General features: G+C 72.1%; 14 protein-coding genes. 4 read left to right on the forward strand and 10 right to left on the reverse strand.

Annotation, left to right across the window (positions count from 1 at the left end; genetic code table 11):
- Positions 1-56 precede the first annotated feature (56 nt).
- From KOI35_RS31650 to KOI35_RS31670, 5 genes are read right to left on the reverse strand one after another with little or no spacing between them, the layout of a single operon-like run.
- Positions 57-1,637: an amidohydrolase gene (locus tag KOI35_RS31650; protein ID WP_215792322.1), complete on the reverse strand. Its 1,581-nt coding sequence runs from the start codon at positions 1,635-1,637 to the stop codon at positions 57-59.
- The gene (locus tag KOI35_RS31655; protein WP_215792323.1) at positions 1,634-2,941 is read right to left on the reverse strand and encodes an MFS transporter; all 1,308 of its coding nucleotides are present in this window, start codon (positions 2,939-2,941) and stop codon (positions 1,634-1,636) included. The genes KOI35_RS31650 and KOI35_RS31655 overlap by 4 nt, the downstream gene beginning before the upstream one ends.
- Positions 2,942-2,955: 14 nt before the next feature.
- Positions 2,956-4,113 (reverse strand): aspartate aminotransferase family protein, encoded by a 1,158-nt coding sequence (locus KOI35_RS31660; RefSeq protein WP_215792324.1) that lies wholly within the window; start codon positions 4,111-4,113, stop codon positions 2,956-2,958.
- A 2-nt stretch (positions 4,114-4,115) separates the two neighbouring features.
- Entirely contained in the window at positions 4,116-5,654 is a 1,539-nt protein-coding gene (locus KOI35_RS31665; RefSeq protein ID WP_215792325.1) for an aldehyde dehydrogenase family protein, read from the reverse strand.
- On the reverse strand, positions 5,651-6,793 hold the full coding sequence (locus KOI35_RS31670; protein WP_215792326.1) for an NAD(P)/FAD-dependent oxidoreductase: 1,143 nt from the start codon (positions 6,791-6,793) through the stop codon (positions 5,651-5,653). Before KOI35_RS31670 ends, KOI35_RS31665 begins: the two co-directional genes overlap by 4 nt.
- Positions 6,794-6,900: 107 nt before the next feature.
- On the opposite strand from KOI35_RS31670, the gene KOI35_RS31675 reads away from it, so the two are divergent.
- Positions 6,901-7,692 (forward strand): IclR family transcriptional regulator domain-containing protein, encoded by a 792-nt coding sequence (locus KOI35_RS31675; RefSeq protein WP_215792327.1) that lies wholly within the window; start codon positions 6,901-6,903, stop codon positions 7,690-7,692.
- Between the two features lie 17 nt (positions 7,693-7,709).
- On the opposite strand, the gene KOI35_RS31680 is transcribed toward KOI35_RS31675, so the two are convergent.
- Positions 7,710-8,558, reverse strand: coding sequence for a LysR family transcriptional regulator (locus KOI35_RS31680; protein WP_215792328.1), 849 nt, complete (start codon positions 8,556-8,558; stop codon positions 7,710-7,712).
- Between the two features lie 100 nt (positions 8,559-8,658).
- On the opposite strand from KOI35_RS31680, the gene KOI35_RS31685 reads away from it, so the two are divergent.
- Genes KOI35_RS31685 through KOI35_RS31695 form a run of 3 tightly spaced genes read left to right on the forward strand, consistent with a single transcriptional unit; the run spans position 8,659 to position 11,608 of the window.
- On the forward strand, positions 8,659-9,642 hold the full coding sequence (locus tag KOI35_RS31685; protein WP_215792329.1) for a lysylphosphatidylglycerol synthase transmembrane domain-containing protein: 984 nt from the start codon (positions 8,659-8,661) through the stop codon (positions 9,640-9,642).
- Entirely contained in the window at positions 9,633-10,745 is a 1,113-nt protein-coding gene (locus KOI35_RS31690) for a glycosyltransferase (protein ID WP_215792330.1), read from the forward strand. The genes KOI35_RS31685 and KOI35_RS31690 overlap by 10 nt, the downstream gene beginning before the upstream one ends.
- The gene (locus KOI35_RS31695) at positions 10,742-11,608 is read left to right on the forward strand and encodes a PIG-L family deacetylase (RefSeq protein WP_215792331.1); all 867 of its coding nucleotides are present in this window, start codon (positions 10,742-10,744) and stop codon (positions 11,606-11,608) included. The genes KOI35_RS31690 and KOI35_RS31695 overlap by 4 nt, the downstream gene beginning before the upstream one ends.
- Here the strand turns inward: KOI35_RS31695 and KOI35_RS31700 are convergent.
- The 4 genes from KOI35_RS31700 to KOI35_RS31715 form a co-directional block, all read right to left on the reverse strand.
- The gene (locus KOI35_RS31700) at positions 11,571-12,515 is read right to left on the reverse strand and encodes an MBL fold metallo-hydrolase (protein WP_215792332.1); all 945 of its coding nucleotides are present in this window, start codon (positions 12,513-12,515) and stop codon (positions 11,571-11,573) included. The genes KOI35_RS31695 and KOI35_RS31700 overlap by 38 nt on opposite strands.
- A gap of 151 nt (positions 12,516-12,666) precedes the next feature.
- Positions 12,667-13,458 carry an SDR family oxidoreductase gene (locus KOI35_RS31705; protein WP_215792333.1) on the reverse strand — a complete coding sequence of 264 codons (792 nt, stop codon included), beginning with the start codon at positions 13,456-13,458 and terminating at the stop codon, positions 12,667-12,669.
- Positions 13,455-14,579, reverse strand: coding sequence for an NAD(P)/FAD-dependent oxidoreductase (locus KOI35_RS31710; RefSeq protein ID WP_215792334.1), 1,125 nt, complete (start codon positions 14,577-14,579; stop codon positions 13,455-13,457). The genes KOI35_RS31705 and KOI35_RS31710 overlap by 4 nt, the downstream gene beginning before the upstream one ends.
- Complete coding sequence (locus KOI35_RS31715; RefSeq protein WP_215792335.1) at positions 14,576-14,773, reverse strand: ferredoxin; 198 nt, start codon at positions 14,771-14,773, stop codon at positions 14,576-14,578. The genes KOI35_RS31710 and KOI35_RS31715 overlap by 4 nt, the downstream gene beginning before the upstream one ends.
- Between the last annotated feature and the right edge of the window lie 2 nt (positions 14,774-14,775).

The raw sequence follows: 14,775 nt of genomic DNA on the forward strand, positions 1-14,775 counted from the left end.
GCGCGAACCAACGGCAGGCGGGCGCGGCCGGCCGAGCACCGCGCCCACCTCGATCGTCAGCCGCCCGCGGTGTAGCGGATCTCGCCGCCGATCACGGTCATGGTTGTGCGCAGGCGGGCGATCCCGGCCGGATCGAGGTCGTACGGATCGGCCTCGACGACGGCGAAGTCGGCCAGCTTGCCCGGTTCCAGGGAGCCCTTGTCGCCCTCCTCGAAGGCCGCCCACGCCGACCCGTGGGTGTAGGACCGCAGCGCCTCGTCCAGAGTCACCCGCTGCCCGGCGTCGATGACCTTGCCGTTGCGGTTGGTGCGGTCCAGCATGGCCGCAATGCCGACCCACGGGCTGACCAGCGTCGGCTGGCTGCCGGTGCAGTCCGAGCTGTTGGCGAACGTCAGCCCGGCGTCGATCGCCCGCCGGAACGGATATTTCTCGACCGAGTCCGACGGGTCGTCGTTGATCAGGAACGACGCCTGCGGCACGGGCACGATGCCGGCGTCGCGGACCTCGTCGACGCCGATCGACGAATAGCCGGCGTTGAGCATGTGCTCGACCCGGGTGCGGTGGTCGTCGCGGCCGGTGGCCCGGGCCGCCACCCGCACGGCGTCGATCGCCTGGCGCTGCGCGTAATCGCCCCAGGCGTGCATCCGCAACTGGATCCGGCTCCGCATCGCCCGGATCACCGTCGCCACCAGCTGCTCGTACGTGCGCCCGAACAGGGGCTGCCGGTGCCGGGTGACGTCGGCCGCCATCTCTTCGCTACGAGCCGCACCCCGCTCGTGCCCGTCGACGAACAGCTTCACGCCGCCGAAGCGCAACCAGTCGTCACCGAAGCCCGTTTGGAAACCTACGCTTTCGTACGCCTCCAGGTCGGGCCCGGAACTGTGCACCGGCGGCAGGATCGGGTACAGCACCACCCGTACGGGCAAAGCATGGTCCCGATGCATCTGCTGCAGCATCCGGGTGCCCTGTGGTGAGGCGGGCATGTCGTGAATCGTGGTGATCCCGTTGGCCAGGAAGAACTCCGTCGCGGTGGCCTGGATGGCCGCGCCCAGCGTGGCGTCGTCGGGCGCCCGGACGGCGAACAGGTCGAAGCAGTCCTCGACCATCCCGGTGAACGAGCCGTCGGCGTCGAGCTCGATGCGGGAACCGGGCAGGGGTTGCGGGTCGTCCGGGCTCAGACCGCTCAGCTCGAAGGCCCGCGAGTTGGCGACCTGCACGTGCATGGTGCGCCGGATGACGACCGGATGTTCGGGCGCGATCTCGTCCAGGGTGGCCAGGGTGGGCAGCGGGGACAGGAAGCCGCCGGCGATGACGATCCAGGTGCCGGCCGGCCGCTGGGCGACCTCCTCGGCGACGATCTCGAGGACCCGTTCGGGCGTCTCGAGGGCCGCGTTGATCCACAGCCGGCGGACCGACGCGGCGACCTCGAGATGCGTGTGGGCGTCGATGAAACCGGGGAACACCACGCCGCCCGCGAGGTCGACCAGCTCGGTCGACTCGGTGGCCAGGGCCAGGATCTCGTCGTCGCTCCCGACGGCCAGGACGCGTTCGCCGTCCACCGCCAGGGCCGAATGCACCCGCGACTGCGCGTCCAACGTGTGCACGACGCCGTGATGGAAGATGCGGGTGACGCTCATACCGTCGCCTTTTCCGAAGAAGAAGACTCGTACCGGCGCCGGGCCTGTTCGGAGTTGGGGATCCACGGCGAGAGCAGCAGGACGAGGACGGCGAACCCGCCGACCAGGAACGCGGGCGTGAGCGTGAAGCCGGTGGCCCCGATGATGGCCTGCGAGACGTAGGGCGCGGTGCCGCCGAAGAGCGCGAAGCCGACGTTGTAACCGATCGCGCCGGCCGTGTACCGGCCGAGGGTCGGGAACAGTTCCACCGCGTACGGGTAGGTGGCCGCGCCGATCAGCGGGATGGTCAGCGACAGCAGCACCTGACCGCCGATCGCCCCGCCGAAGGTGCCGGTCTTGACCAGCAGGAAGGCCGGGATGCTGAGCGCCGCCACCAGAACCGCGCCGATCACCATGATCTTCTTGCGGCCGTACAGGTCGCCGAGCAGGCCGGCCAGGCTGAGCATGATGGCATAGACGCCGAGCGCGATGGCGTTGGCGATGAGCGCGGTGTGCGCGTCCAGCTTGAGCACCACCTGCGAGTACGGCACCAGGTAGCCGACCAGCAGGTAGTAGCCGAGCGAGGACAGGCCGGCGATCAGGATGACCCAGCCGATGTTGCGCCAGTTGCGGCCCAGCACCTGACCCAGGCGGGGACGCTCGTCGCCGGCCGCCTTGGCCTGCTCGAGGAACTCGTCGCTCTCCTGCGTGCGGCTGCGGACCCACAGGGCGAACAGGCACAGCGGCAGCGCGATCCAGAACGGGATCCGCCAGCCCCACGAGCTGAACGCGTCGTCCGACATGACGCTGCTGATCAGCAGGACGATCAGCGCGCTGAACACGGACGGCACGGCGCCGACGGCGATGGTCGTGGTGGCGTAGAAGCCACGGCGGTTGGCCGGGGCGTGCTCGTAGGCCAGGCTGATCGCGCCGACCGCCTCGCCGCCGGCCGAGAAGCCCTGGACCAGTCGCAGCAGCACCAGCAGGGTCGGCGCGAGGTAGCCGATGCTGTCGAAGGTGGGCAGACAGCCGATCAGCGCGGTCGAGACGCCCACGAGCAGCAGCACGATCATCAGCACCTGTTTGCGGCCGATCCGGTCGCCGATCCGGCCGAAGAAGATGCCGCCGAGGGGACGGGCGACGAAGGCCAGGCCGTAGACCGCGAGGGCGGAGAGCAGGCTCGCGTACGCGTCCTCGGCCGGGAAGAACAGCTTGGCGATGTAGACGGCGGTGTAGCCGTAGATGGCGAAGTCGTAGAACTCGATGAAGGTGCCGACCGACGACGCGGTCAGGGCCCGGCGCGCCGGGTTCGCGGATGTGCTCATGGGGGTTCCTTCGGTCAGCTCGCGGCCCGATGGGCGGCGACGATCGCTTTTTCGATGCTGGTGAGGTCCTCGGTGGTCATCGGGGTGGACAGGGCGAGCAGGCCGTTGGTGCCGAGCAGCACGCCGTTCTCGTAGGCCGCCCACCACAGGCGGGGCAGGTCGGGGACGGTGCGCAGGCGCAGCAGCGAGCCGAGCCCGCTGACGTCGAGCCCGGCCGCGGTCAGGGCGGTACGCAGGTCGTCGCCCAGCCGGTTGAGCCGGTCGACGGCGGCGTCGTCGAAGGCTTCGAGGGCGGTCCGACCGGCGACCATGCTGACCGGGTTGGCGCTGAACGTGCCGCCCCAGCCGACCGGGGAGTCGCGCAGCGGGTCGAAGACGGCGAGCACGTCGGCCCGCCCGCCGACGGCGCCGACCGGGAAGCCGCCGCCGATCACCTTGCCGGTGGTGACCAGGTCGGGCCGCAGGTCGTAGCGCCGGTGCAGGCCGCCCGGGCCGAGCCGCAGCGTGATGACCTCGTCGACGATCAGCAGGGCACCGTGGCGGGTGGTGAGCTCGCGCAGGTGTGCGACGAATTCGGGTTCGGCCGGAACCAGGCCGGCCCGGTTGGGCATGAGGTCGATGAGCACCGCGGCCACTCTCGCGCCTTCGCGGGTCATCAGGTCGTCGAGTGCGGCCCGATCACCCTGCGGGAGTACGCGGACGTCGTGCCCGACGCCGCCCGGGATGCCCGGCGCGGACACGTCGACCACCGCGTCGGCCGTGCCGTGGTAGCTGCCGGCGAAACGCACCAGCAGCGGCCGCCCGGTGAAGGCGCGGGCGGCCCGGATCGCGGTCGCCACCGCCTCGCTGCCCGAGTTGGAGAATCGCCAGTGCTCGAGCCCGAAGCGCCGTTGCAGCAGCTCGGCCAAGGCGATCTCGTGCTCGGTGGGCAGTCCGAACGCCGTGCCGTCGTTCACCAGGGGAGAGACAGCGGCCAGGATGCGCGGGTCGGCGTGCCCGTGGATCAGCGACGTGTAATTGTTGTTGGCGTCGATGACCTGGTGGCCCTGGTCGTCGGTGACGCAGGCCCCGCTTCCCCGTACGGCGTACGGCGGTGCGGGCGGCACGAACAGCGTCGAGCGCGTGTTCCCGGCGGGCATGACGGCCCGGGCCCGTACGGTCAAATTGTCCATCGCTACTCCCCGACGATGGTGCGGTTCTGCTCCCGCATGAAGCCCTGCAGGTACCAGGTGCCGAGGCCGCCCTTGCCGGTCGAGCCGCTGCGCTTCCAGCCCGCGAACGACTGCACGCCCGGCCAGGCCCCGGTGGTCGCCCCGGCGGGCCGGTTGACGTAGGTGATGCCGGCCTCGATCTCGTCCAGGAACCGGTCGATCTCGGCCTGGTCGGCGCTGAAGATGCCGGCCGACAGCCCGTACTCGACGGCGTTGGCCTCGTCCAGGGCCTCGTCGAACGAGTCCACCTCGATCACGGTGACGAACGGCGCGAACAGTTCCTGCCGGGTGAGCGGGTGGTCCTTCGGCAGGTCGGCGACGAGCACCGGGGTGAAGTAGTTGCCCTTGTCATCGGCGACGCGGCCGCCGGTGAGCACCTTGCCGTCGCGGTGAGCGGCGGCCAGGGCCTCGTCGACCCGGTTACTGATCGCATCGTCGATGAGCGGGCCCATCCCCACGGAGGCGTCGAGCGGATCGCCGACCCGTACGGCGGCAAACTTCTCCGCCACCAGGTCACGCAGAGGCCCGGCGACGCTGCGGTCGACGACGATGCGCCGCAGCCCGCTGCACTTCTGGCCGGAGAGCCCGATCGCCGAGCGCACGATCCCGGAGGCGGCGTCGGTCAGGTCGGCCGACGCGGTCACGATGACCGGATTCTGGCCGCCCATCTCGGCCAGCAGCGGCCGGGGCAGACCGGACGGCGAGGGCGTGGCGGCGAGCTGCCAGCCGACCTCGGCCGAGCCGGTGAACGCGATGCCGTCCACGTCGGTCGCCGCCAGCTGGGCCCCGGTCGTGGCGCCGCCGTGCACGACGTTGAGCACTCCGGCGGGCAGCACCTCGGTCAGGAACTTCATCACCACCGCGGTCGAGCGCGGCGTCTTGTCCGACGGCTTGATAACGACCGTGTTGCCGGTGATCAGTGCGGCGACCGTCATGTTGACCGACAGCGCGACCGGGAAGTTGAACGGAGCGATCACCGCGAAGACCCCGTACGGGCGAAGGATGTCGAAGTTCCGCTCCCCCTCACTGACCGTCCGCTGCTGGGTGGCGAAGCCGTCGGCCCGCTCGAACTGGGCGCAGTAGTGCTCGATCATGTCGAGCACCTCGTGGGTCTCGCCGACCGCCTCCAGCCTGGTCTTTCCGGTCTCGGCCGAGACGATGGCGGCGATCCGGGCGAGATTTTTCCCGTACGCCTCCCGGGCCGCTCGAATCAGAGCCAGGCGTTCCCCGTACGCCGTACGACGCCACGGTCCGGCCGCCCTCTTCGCCGCGGCGACCGCCCGCCGGATCTCGTCCTCGCCGGCCGCGGAGGCCCGCCCGACCACATCGCCCGTGCACGGGTCGAGCCGCTCGACGGTCTGCGCGGTGGTGACGTCGGCGCCGTCGATGTGCAGCGGCTCGGTCGGTGCGTCCTCGGCGCGGACACTCCGCAGCGATTCCTCGAAGGCGGCGTCGAGCTCGGCGTCCTGCAATGACGAGGCGCTGTAGTTGATCGTGCTCATGCGAGGTCCTTCCGGGTGAGTGACCAGTCGAGGTCGGGGAACGTGGGCTCGGCGCCTTCCATCTGGTCGACCAGATGCCGGGCCATCGCCGGGGCGAGCTGCACGCCGTTGCCACCGCCGCCGATCACCAGGCCGACGGTCGGGTCGGCCGGGTGCGGGCCGGCGATCGGGTTGCCGTCCGGGGTCATCGGATAGAGGCCGGTCCACGTCGGGCCGACCTCGAGCCCGGCCGGCACCCGCAACCGCTCGGGCAGCAGGCTCAGCGCCCGCTCGACGAACGCGGCCGGCGCCTCGGGCAGCAGCGCGTCCGGGTCGTACGGGTCCTCGAGGTTCTCCTCGGTGTGGATGCCGACGAACAGCTCGTGCGGGGTCTCGGACCGGAAGTAGACGCCGTCGGTGCCCGAGCCCGGCACGTAGTCCATGACGAACGGGACCAGCTGGTCGAGCGCCTCGGTGTGGGTCAGCTTGACCTTGGGCCGCAGCTGGTTCTCGACCGGCACCGGCGCCCCGAGCAGCTCGCCCAACTGGGTGGCCCAGGGCCCGGCTGCGTTGATCACCAGGTCGGCCCCGATCGGCCCGGCCGTGGTCCGCAGGATCCAGCCCGACGAGTCGTGGTCGGCCGCGGTGACGGTGACGCCCGAGCGCAGGGTCACGCCCTGGGACACCAGCACGGCCGCCGCGCGCAGGCAGAACTCGTAGCTGTCGACGTGCCCGTCGGCCGGCCCGTAGAGGGCGCCGGCCCGGCCGTCGAGGCGCAGCCGCGGCCAACGCCGCTCGACCTCCGCGCGAGTGAGCACCGCGGGACCGGTGATGCCCAGCTCGGCCTGCAGCGCCACGCTGTCGCGGAACCGGTCGAGGTCGGCCTCGGTGGCGCCCAGGCGCAGGTAGCCGTCCCGGACCAGCGTGGTGCCGTACCGGGTAGCGAAGTCTTCGAAATAGCGCAGGCCGAACGAACGGGTCGCGATGTCGGTGGCGCTCATGTACTGGGTCTCGACCACGCCGGCCGACCGGCTCGACGAACCGAAGCCCGGCCCGCCCCGGTCGAGCACGGTGATCGCCGACGTGGTGCGGCGCCGTAACTCCAGCGCGGTCGTGAGCCCGGCGACGCCGGCTCCGACGATGACGATTCTCGGTGCCATACCCATCTCCACTGTTCACTATGTGAACTCACGTTCACAGTTGGAACAGTAAACTACGGGCGGCCTCCGCGGTATCCCCCGCGTTCACTATGTGGCATCCTGTTCACGTGGTGAACGAGGAAATTCCCGATGGGCAGCGCTTCATCCAGGGCCTGGCCCGGGGACTGGCCGTGATGCGCTCCTTCGACGCGGAACACCAGCGGATGCGCCTGCCCGAGCTGTCCAGCCGCACCGGCCTGAGCCGGGCGACCGTCCGCCGCTGCGTGCTGACCCTCGAGACGCTCGGCTACGTACGCTCCGACGACGGCTACTTCGAGCTCACGCACAAGGTGCTGGAGTTCGGCTACTCGTACATGTCGGGCCAGAGCCTGTCGAGCATCGCGCGGCCGTTCCTCGAGGATCTGTCGGCCCGTACGGGCGAATCGACGTCGTTGACCGTCCTCAGCGGAACCGAGATCCTCTACATCGACCGGGTGCACCGCAAGAGCATCATCCGGGTCGACATCACCATCGGCACCCGCTTCCCGGCCATCGTCACCTCGATGGGCCGGGTCATGCTGGCCGCGATGGGCGGCGACGAGCTGGACGACTTCCTGCGCGACGCCCGGTTCGAGAAGCTCACCCCGCGCACGATCACCGACGAGGCCACCCTGCGGCGCGAGCTCGACCGGGCCCGGGAGTCCGGCTGGGCCCTGGTCGACCAGGAGTTCGAGATCGGGCTGCGCTCGATCGCCGTGCCGGTGCCCAACCGCGAGGGCACGGTCGTCGGCGCCATCAACGTCTCACTGCGGGTCGCCGAACGCCAGCCGATCGACGACGAGCGGGTGGCCGAGCTGGTGACCGAACTCAAGCGCACCGCGAAGGAGCTGGGCGAGGCGATCAGCCTGACCAACGGCTGACGGGCCGCGCGGAGACCTCAGCCGCGCGCGATGTCGACGAAATCCTTTACGAGGGAACGCCTGTCCCGGCGGCGCCAGGCGACCAGCAGCGGGCTCGGCGCCACGTCCTCGACCGGGACCAGCACGATTCCGGGCGCGCGGTTGATGGTCAGCGGGGCCAGCCCGACCGCATCCGACCAGAGCACGGCCTGCACGCATTCCCGGACGGTCCGTACGACGATGTCGGTGCCCTCGCGATCGTCGCGGTGCCCGGCCCAGAAGCCCGCCCACAGCGGATCGGCCGTCTCCGGCAGCCGGAACCAGCGGCGCTCCCGCAGATCGCTGAGCCGCACCCGGTCGCGCGAGGCGAGCGGGTCGGACTCGCGCATGAGCACCCCGACCGGATCCCGGCGGATCTCGGCCACCACGATCCCGGCTGCCCGGAACGGTCCCCGGGTGATCGCGACGTCGGCCAGTCCCCGGTCGACGCCGGCCGACGGATCGGTCAGGTCGCCCTCGACGATGCGGATCTCCACCCCGGGGTGGCGCTGCTGGAACGTGTCGATCAGGAAGCGGCCCGCGTGGTCCAGGCTGTCGGCCAGCGTGCCGATCGTCAGGGTCCGCTCGCCCGAGGCCTGTGCCACCAGTGACGGCAGCGCCTCGACCCGGGCCAGCACGTCGCGCGCCTCGGGCAGCAGGGCCAGCCCGGCCGGGGTCAGCTCCATCCCCCGGGCCGACCGCAGGAACAGCTCGGCGCCGAGTTCGTCCTCGAGCCGTTTGATCGCCCGGCTCAGCGGCGGCTGGGACAGGCGCAGCCGGGCCGCCGCCCGGCCCACGCTGAGCTCCTCGGCCACCGCCACGAAGTAGCTCAGCGAGCGGAGATCCACGCCGCGACCATACCGCCGGTGGTTCGGCGTTCAGCGGATTCTCAGACGGCATTTGTGATCTTCAGCTGGTCCGATGCGGTGACCAGCGAAGAGGATCACGATGGCGAAGCGGTGGGGACGGGCCGGCCTGGTGCTGGCCGGGGTCGCGCTCGCGGTCTGGGCGGGATACGGGGCGGTGGGCGCGGGTGCGTCCTTTACCGACGCGTTCGCGCTGGTCAGCGACTTGCCGTGGGCCCAGGTGGCCGGGCTCACCGTCGTGTGGCTGCTCGGGCTGGTCATCCACACCGTCGTGCTCGCGGCCTCGATGCCGGGACTGACCCACGGCCGGGCCCTGGTGCTGAACCTGTCGGGCAGCGCGGTCTCCAACGTCCTGCCGCTGGGCGGCGTCGCGGGCACCGCGCTCAACCTCACGATGACCCGGGCCTGGGGCCACAGCAACCTCGACTTCGCCCGCTTCGTGGTCGTCTCCAAGGCGTGTGACGTCATCGCCAAGCTGGTGCTGCCGATCGCCGCGGTCGTCTGGCTGCTGCTCGGCGGCGCACTGACGCCGGCCACCGCCGCGGTCTGGTGGCTGCCCGCCGCCGGTGCCCTCGCGGCCGGCCTGCTGGTGGCGGCGGCGATCTCCGGGCGGGCGGAGTTCCTGCTGCGCTGGGTGGGCCGGCGGAACGCCTCCTGGGCCGGCCTGCTCACCGGCACCCGGGACCTGGTCCGCCGGCGCCGCACCGAGCTGATCACCGGCATGGCCGGCTACTGGGTGGCCCAGTGCGCCCTGCTCTGGTGCTGCCTGCTCGCCGTCGGGCTCCGGCCGTCCCTGGCCGTGGTGTTCGCGGCGTTCGTGGCCGAGCGCGCGGCGACCCTGCTGCTGATCACTCCCGGCGGGGCCGGACCGGCCGAGGCCGCGATGGTCACCACGCTGATCGCGCTCGGCGCCGACCCGACCGCATCGCTGGCCGGGGTCGTGCTCTTCCGCGCCTTCGTGTTCGCCGCCGAGATCCCGGCCGGCGCCCTCGTGACCCTGTGGTGGTGGGCGATCCGCCGCTACCGGGCCCGTAACCAGGACGGGATGCCGCCGGTATGCGCATAGCCCACGTCACCGACGTCTACCTGCCCCGGGTCGGCGGCGTCGAGCTTCAGGTGCACGACCTGGCCGCCCGCCAGCAGGCCCGCGGCGACGACCCGATCGTCGTCACCACCACCGCCTCCGGCCCGGTCGTGGTCGCCGGGGACGTGCCGGCCCGGCGCCTGGCGACCGACGGCGGGCCGTACCGGATGGTCCGCGGGCGGACGCTGGCCGATACCCTGCGCGGCCTCGACGTGCAGCTGGTGCACGCCCACATCTCGGCGTTCTCGCCGTTGGCCTGGACGGCCGCGCGACTGGCGGCCGAGACCGGTGTCCCCACGGTCGTGTCGGTGCATTCGATGTGGACGGACATCCTGCCGCTGGTCCGCCGGTACGCCCGCTGGCAGCGCGCCCGGCAGTGGCCGGTGTCCTGGTCGGCCGTGAGCAGCGTGGCCGCCGCCGTGGTGCGGGAGGCGCTGGACGGCACCGGCGTCGCCGTGGTGCCCAACGGCATCGATCCGGCCGCCTGGCACACTCCCCCGGGCTTCCTCCGGCCCGGCCCGCCGACGCTGATCAGCGTCATGCGCATGGTGCGGCGCAAGCGGCCCGACGCACTTCTCGACCTCCTGCTCGACCTGCGCCACGACCGTCCCGGCCGGTTCCGTGCCGTCCTGGTCGGCGACGGCCCCTTGCTGCCCCGCCTCCAGCAGCACGTCATCGCGGCCGGCGCCGGGTCCGACATCCGGCTGACCGGTGCGCTCGAGCGCCCGGCCATCCGGCGACTGCTTTCCACCGCTTCCCTGTACGTGGCTCCGGCGCCCCGGGAATCCTTCGGGATCGCCGCACTGGAGGCCCGCAGCGCAGGGGTGCCGGTCCTCGCCCGGGCCGAGAGCGGCGTCGCCGACTTCATCCGCCCCGGTGTCGAGGGCTGGCTGGCCGATTCCGAGCAGACGCTGGGGCTGGTGATCGACGGGCTGCTGGACGACCCGGACCGGTTGGCCGCGGTCGCCCGGCACAACCGCGGCACCGCGCCCAGCGTCGACTGGCAGGTGGTGCTCGACGCCACCGATGCCCTGTACGAGCGGGCGATCCGGACTTCCGCGTACGGCGTCGGGCTGGTCCGATGACCCGACCGCTGACGATCGTGGCCGTACACGCCCACCCGGACGACGAGAGCCTGCTCACCGGCGGCACCCTGGCCCGGGCCGCGGCCGAGGGGCACCGGGTCGTGCTGGTGACCGCCACCCTGGGCGAAGCCGGCGGCTCGGGCGCGGACCGGCAGGCCGAGCTGCACGCCGCCGCGGTGACGCTCGGATGCGCCCGGGTGGCCGAGCTCGGCTACCGCGACTCCGGCCTGCACGGCGACGCGGAAACCGTTCCGCGCCGGCCGTTCGCCGACGCGCCGGCCCCCGATGACGCGGCCGCTCAACGGCTTCTCGACGCGCCGGCCTCCGCTGATGCGGCGGCGCAACGGTTTGCGGACACGCCGGTCGAGGAGGCGGCGGCTCGGCTGGCCGCGATCCTGCGCGCGGAGGAAGCGGACGTGGTCATCGGCTACGACTCCCGGGGCGGCTACGGCCACCCCGACCACGTGCAGGTGCACCACGTCGTCCGCCGGGCTGCGGCGATGGCCGGCACCCGCCTGCTGCTCGAGGCCACGATCGACCGGCACCGCCTACGGGCCGTGCTCGGACTCCTGCGCGCCGGCGGCCGGCTGCTGCCGAGGCTGCCACTGGCGGGCGCGGCCATCGCCTACACCCCGCGCGAGCAGATCACCCATACCGTCGACGTCCGCCGCTACGCCCGCGTGAAACGGGCCGCCCTGCGCGCGCACGTCAGCCAGACCCGCGGCCCCGGCATCCGTACGGTCGCCCTGCTGGCCCGGCTCCCGATGCCGCTGTTCCATCTGGTCGCCGGTCGCGAGTGGTTCGTCGAACCCTCCTCGGCCCGGCCTACGCGGGGAACCGATCTGTTCGCGTCGGCACGCTGACCGTCCACTGCGGAATACCGTCGAACGCCCCGCCGTCGTGCGCCGGCACCACATGCATCCGGCCGGCCAGGGCGATGACGCGCAGCAGCCCGGTCCGCACCTCGTCCGGGTCGACGTCGGCCAGTCTCCGCAGCAGCCAGGGCCGTTCCGCGCGCCGGGTCACGCCCTCGAGCTGCCAGGTCAGGTCACCGATGAACGCGTAGCGGTCCCCGTCGGGAAGCGCCACGAACACGACTACGGAACCGTCGGTGTGACCGCCCGCCGCCGCGATGACGACCGAGCCGTCGCCGTAGACGTCGTGGCTGGCCGGGAACCCGAGATATTCGGGGCCGTCGAACGCGTAACGATGCACCTCACGATCACGCACCACGCGCCGGAACACCGCGGCGCCCTTGTCCCGCTCGACGTAGCGTTCCTCGTCGGCGTTCATCCAGACCGGCACGGGCAGCCGGTCGAGCCCGCTGACGTGGTCCCAGTGTGCGTGCGTGATGACCACCCCGCGGAGCCGGCCCAGGTCGTAGCCGGCCTCGTCGAGCTGCTGCCGTACGGGCGTGCCGAGCGTGTGCGCGGTCCGCTGGAACGACGGCAACAGTTCGAGATGAGCGTCGACGTCCGCGCCGAAGCCCACATCGATCAGCAGGTCCCCCGCCGGGTGCCGGACGAGCACGGCGGTGGCCGCGAAGTCCCGTTTGTCACGCAGCGAGCCGCCCCGATAGGCCAGACCCGCCCGGCTCTCGTAGGTGCCGGTCGGCAGCCGGTAGATCGCCATCCCGTCCGGCGGCGACGCGGGCGGCAGCGGCCCGCTCCACGCTTGCGGTGCGGGCAGCGGGGCGGGCCGGAACGACCTGATCGTGATCACCGTTGCCGCGACGACGACCGCCGCCACGCCAACCCAGAGAAGAGCCATGCCTCCATGGGACCCCATTCCCCCGTACGGGGTCCAAGACCTGTTCCGCCCCGGTCATACCTTGCGGGTATGACCGGGGCCGTAGCGTCCCGGGGCCACCCCGGCCACCCGCCGGAAGTGGCGGTGCGGGCGTTCGCCGAGAACCAGCCGGTCACTGGTGCCAGCGGAGCCAGGCGGCCTGGCCACCGTCGATCAGGATGTCGGTGCCGGTGATGTAGAGCGAACCCGGCCCGGTCAGGAACGCGACCACCTCGGCGATCTCGGCCGGTGTGGCGGTGCGGCCGATCCCGCAGGCGTCCAGCATTGCCAGCATGTGCTCGCCGCTGGGCGAGTCGGCTTCGGCGCGGGCCATCGCGGTGGACACCACGCCGGGGCTGACGGTGTTGATCCGGGCACCGCGCCGGTTGTACGCGAGCGCGGCGGCCTGGACGCGGAGCTGGTTGGCCCGCTTGGCCAGGATGTACGCCGCTATCGGATCGTCGCCGACGCCGGCCACCGACAGCAACTCGTCCGCCGGCACCGTCGCCAGGGCCGAGTTGTCGGCGCGCGCCTGGTGCCCGGCCATGCTGGCGATGCACACGACGGACGTTCCCGGTGACACGAACGGCAGGAACGCGTCGATCACGTGGGCCGTCCCGACGAGGTCGACCTCCAGGATCTGCTGGACCGTCGCGGTGGCCGCAGACACCCCGGCCGTGTGCACGACGGCGGCGATCCGGCCCGCGCCGGCCGCCGCGGTGGCGAGTGCGGTCACCGCAACCGGGTCGGCGATGTCGGTGACAATGCCCTCGGCCGCGTAGCCCTCGGCGCGCAGGGCCCCGGTCGCCTGCGAGAGCGGCTCGGCGAAAGCGTCGGCCAGGATCACCGCGCGGCCGCTGCCGATGCGGCGGGCGACGGCCACGCCCATGCCGCCGGCCCCGGTTACCACCACGACGTCGGTCATGTCACGTCCTTCCACAGTGCCGAGTCGGCGATGGCCTGCCGCCACGGGCGTACGGCCTTGGGTGGCAGGCCTACGGCCAGCGCCCCGACGAGCCGGTCGCCCCGGCGGTAGGCGGCCAGGAAGCGCCGGTCCTCCAGTGAACCGTCGACGATCTCGACGGCGTCGTGGGCTCGCAGGTGGCCGTAGGCGTGGAGTTTCAGGTCGTACTGGTCGGACCAGAAGTACGGGACCGGCGCGAACGGCCTGCGGGCGTACGGGCGCAGAAGGTTGCGGGCCGCGGCCATGCCCTGTTCGGTGGCGTTGGTGCGATGCTCGACGCGCATGTCGACGCCGAAGAGCGGGTTGCGCCAGCGGGCCACATCGCCGGCGGCGTAGATGTCGGGGGCCGCCGCGCTGTACTCGTCGCAGACCACGCCGTCGTCGATCCGCAGGCCGCTGCCGTCCAGCCACTCGGTGTTGGGCTGGGAGCCGATCGCGACCAGCACCTCGTCGGCGTCGAGGGCTTCGGCCGACGTGACGGTGACGCCGGTCCGCAGATCCACGCCGTGTTCCTCGTGGACCGTGGCGAGCATCCGCCCGACCCGCTCGCCGACCGCGTGGGCCAGCGGTACCGGCGCGGGTTCGAACAGCACGACCCCGCATCCGAGCCCGCGGGCCACGGCGGCCGCCTCAGCCCCGAGGAATCCCGCGCCGACCACGGCCAGGCGGCGACCCGGTCCGAGCCGCTCGCGTAGTCCGAGCGCATCTTCGACCGTACGGAGAACATGGGTCTGATCGCCGGCCAGTCGGCGCGGGCGGACGCCGGTGGCGATGATCAAGCCGTCGTAGGCGAGGGGCCCGGTGTCCAGGGTGATCGTGTGATCGGCCACGGAAAGGCCGGTCGCCGTTGTGCCCAGCCGCGCGTCCAGGCGCAGCGCGTCGATCTGGGCCGGACTACGCAGTGACAGCCGCGAAGGGTCCCACGCCCCGGCGAGCAACTGTTTCGAGAGCGGCGGACGGTCGTACGGGAAACGGGTCTCGGCCCCGATCAGCGTGACCGTGCCCTCGAAGCCCTCGCGGCGCAGGGTTTCGCAGGCGGCCAGGCCGGCGGCCGAAGCACCGACGACGACGATCCGGTTCACGATTCGATCAGGTGGATCGCGGCCGCCGGGCAGACCGCCGCCGCCTCGCGAACGACTTCGTGCTGCCCGGGACCGGGCGTGTCGTCCAGAACGACGGCCACACCGTCGTCGTCGCGCTGGTCGAACACGTCGGGCGCGACCATGGCGCACTGCCCGGCGGCGACACACTTCGGCTCGTCGAACTCGATGCGCACGG

It is taken from the genome of Paractinoplanes bogorensis (genome assembly GCF_018829635.1).
In the GTDB taxonomy this organism is placed as follows: Bacteria; Actinomycetota; Actinomycetes; order Mycobacteriales; family Micromonosporaceae; genus Actinoplanes; species Actinoplanes bogorensis.

What these genes read in the sequence shown, in the direction of transcription:
- KOI35_RS31650 (WP_215792322.1), bottom strand. Translation starts at nt 1,637, where the DNA reads ATGAGCGTCACCCGCATCTTCCATCACGGCGTCGTGCACACGTTGGAC.
- KOI35_RS31700 (WP_215792332.1), bottom strand. Translation starts at nt 12,515, where the DNA reads ATGGCTCTTCTCTGGGTTGGCGTGGCGGCGGTCGTCGTCGCGGCAACG.
- KOI35_RS31685 (WP_215792329.1), top strand. Translation starts at nt 8,659, where the DNA reads ATGGCGAAGCGGTGGGGACGGGCCGGCCTGGTGCTGGCCGGGGTCGCG.
- KOI35_RS31705 (WP_215792333.1), bottom strand. Translation starts at nt 13,458, where the DNA reads ATGACCGACGTCGTGGTGGTAACCGGGGCCGGCGGCATGGGCGTGGCC.
- KOI35_RS31670 (WP_215792326.1), bottom strand. Translation starts at nt 6,793, where the DNA reads ATGGCACCGAGAATCGTCATCGTCGGAGCCGGCGTCGCCGGGCTCACG.
- KOI35_RS31655 (WP_215792323.1), bottom strand. Translation starts at nt 2,941, where the DNA reads ATGAGCACATCCGCGAACCCGGCGCGCCGGGCCCTGACCGCGTCGTCG.
- KOI35_RS31695 (WP_215792331.1), top strand. Translation starts at nt 10,742, where the DNA reads ATGACCCGACCGCTGACGATCGTGGCCGTACACGCCCACCCGGACGAC.
- KOI35_RS31660 (WP_215792324.1), bottom strand. Translation starts at nt 4,113, where the DNA reads ATGGACAATTTGACCGTACGGGCCCGGGCCGTCATGCCCGCCGGGAAC.
- KOI35_RS31690 (WP_215792330.1), top strand. Translation starts at nt 9,633, where the DNA reads ATGCGCATAGCCCACGTCACCGACGTCTACCTGCCCCGGGTCGGCGGC.
- KOI35_RS31665 (WP_215792325.1), bottom strand. Translation starts at nt 5,654, where the DNA reads ATGAGCACGATCAACTACAGCGCCTCGTCATTGCAGGACGCCGAGCTC.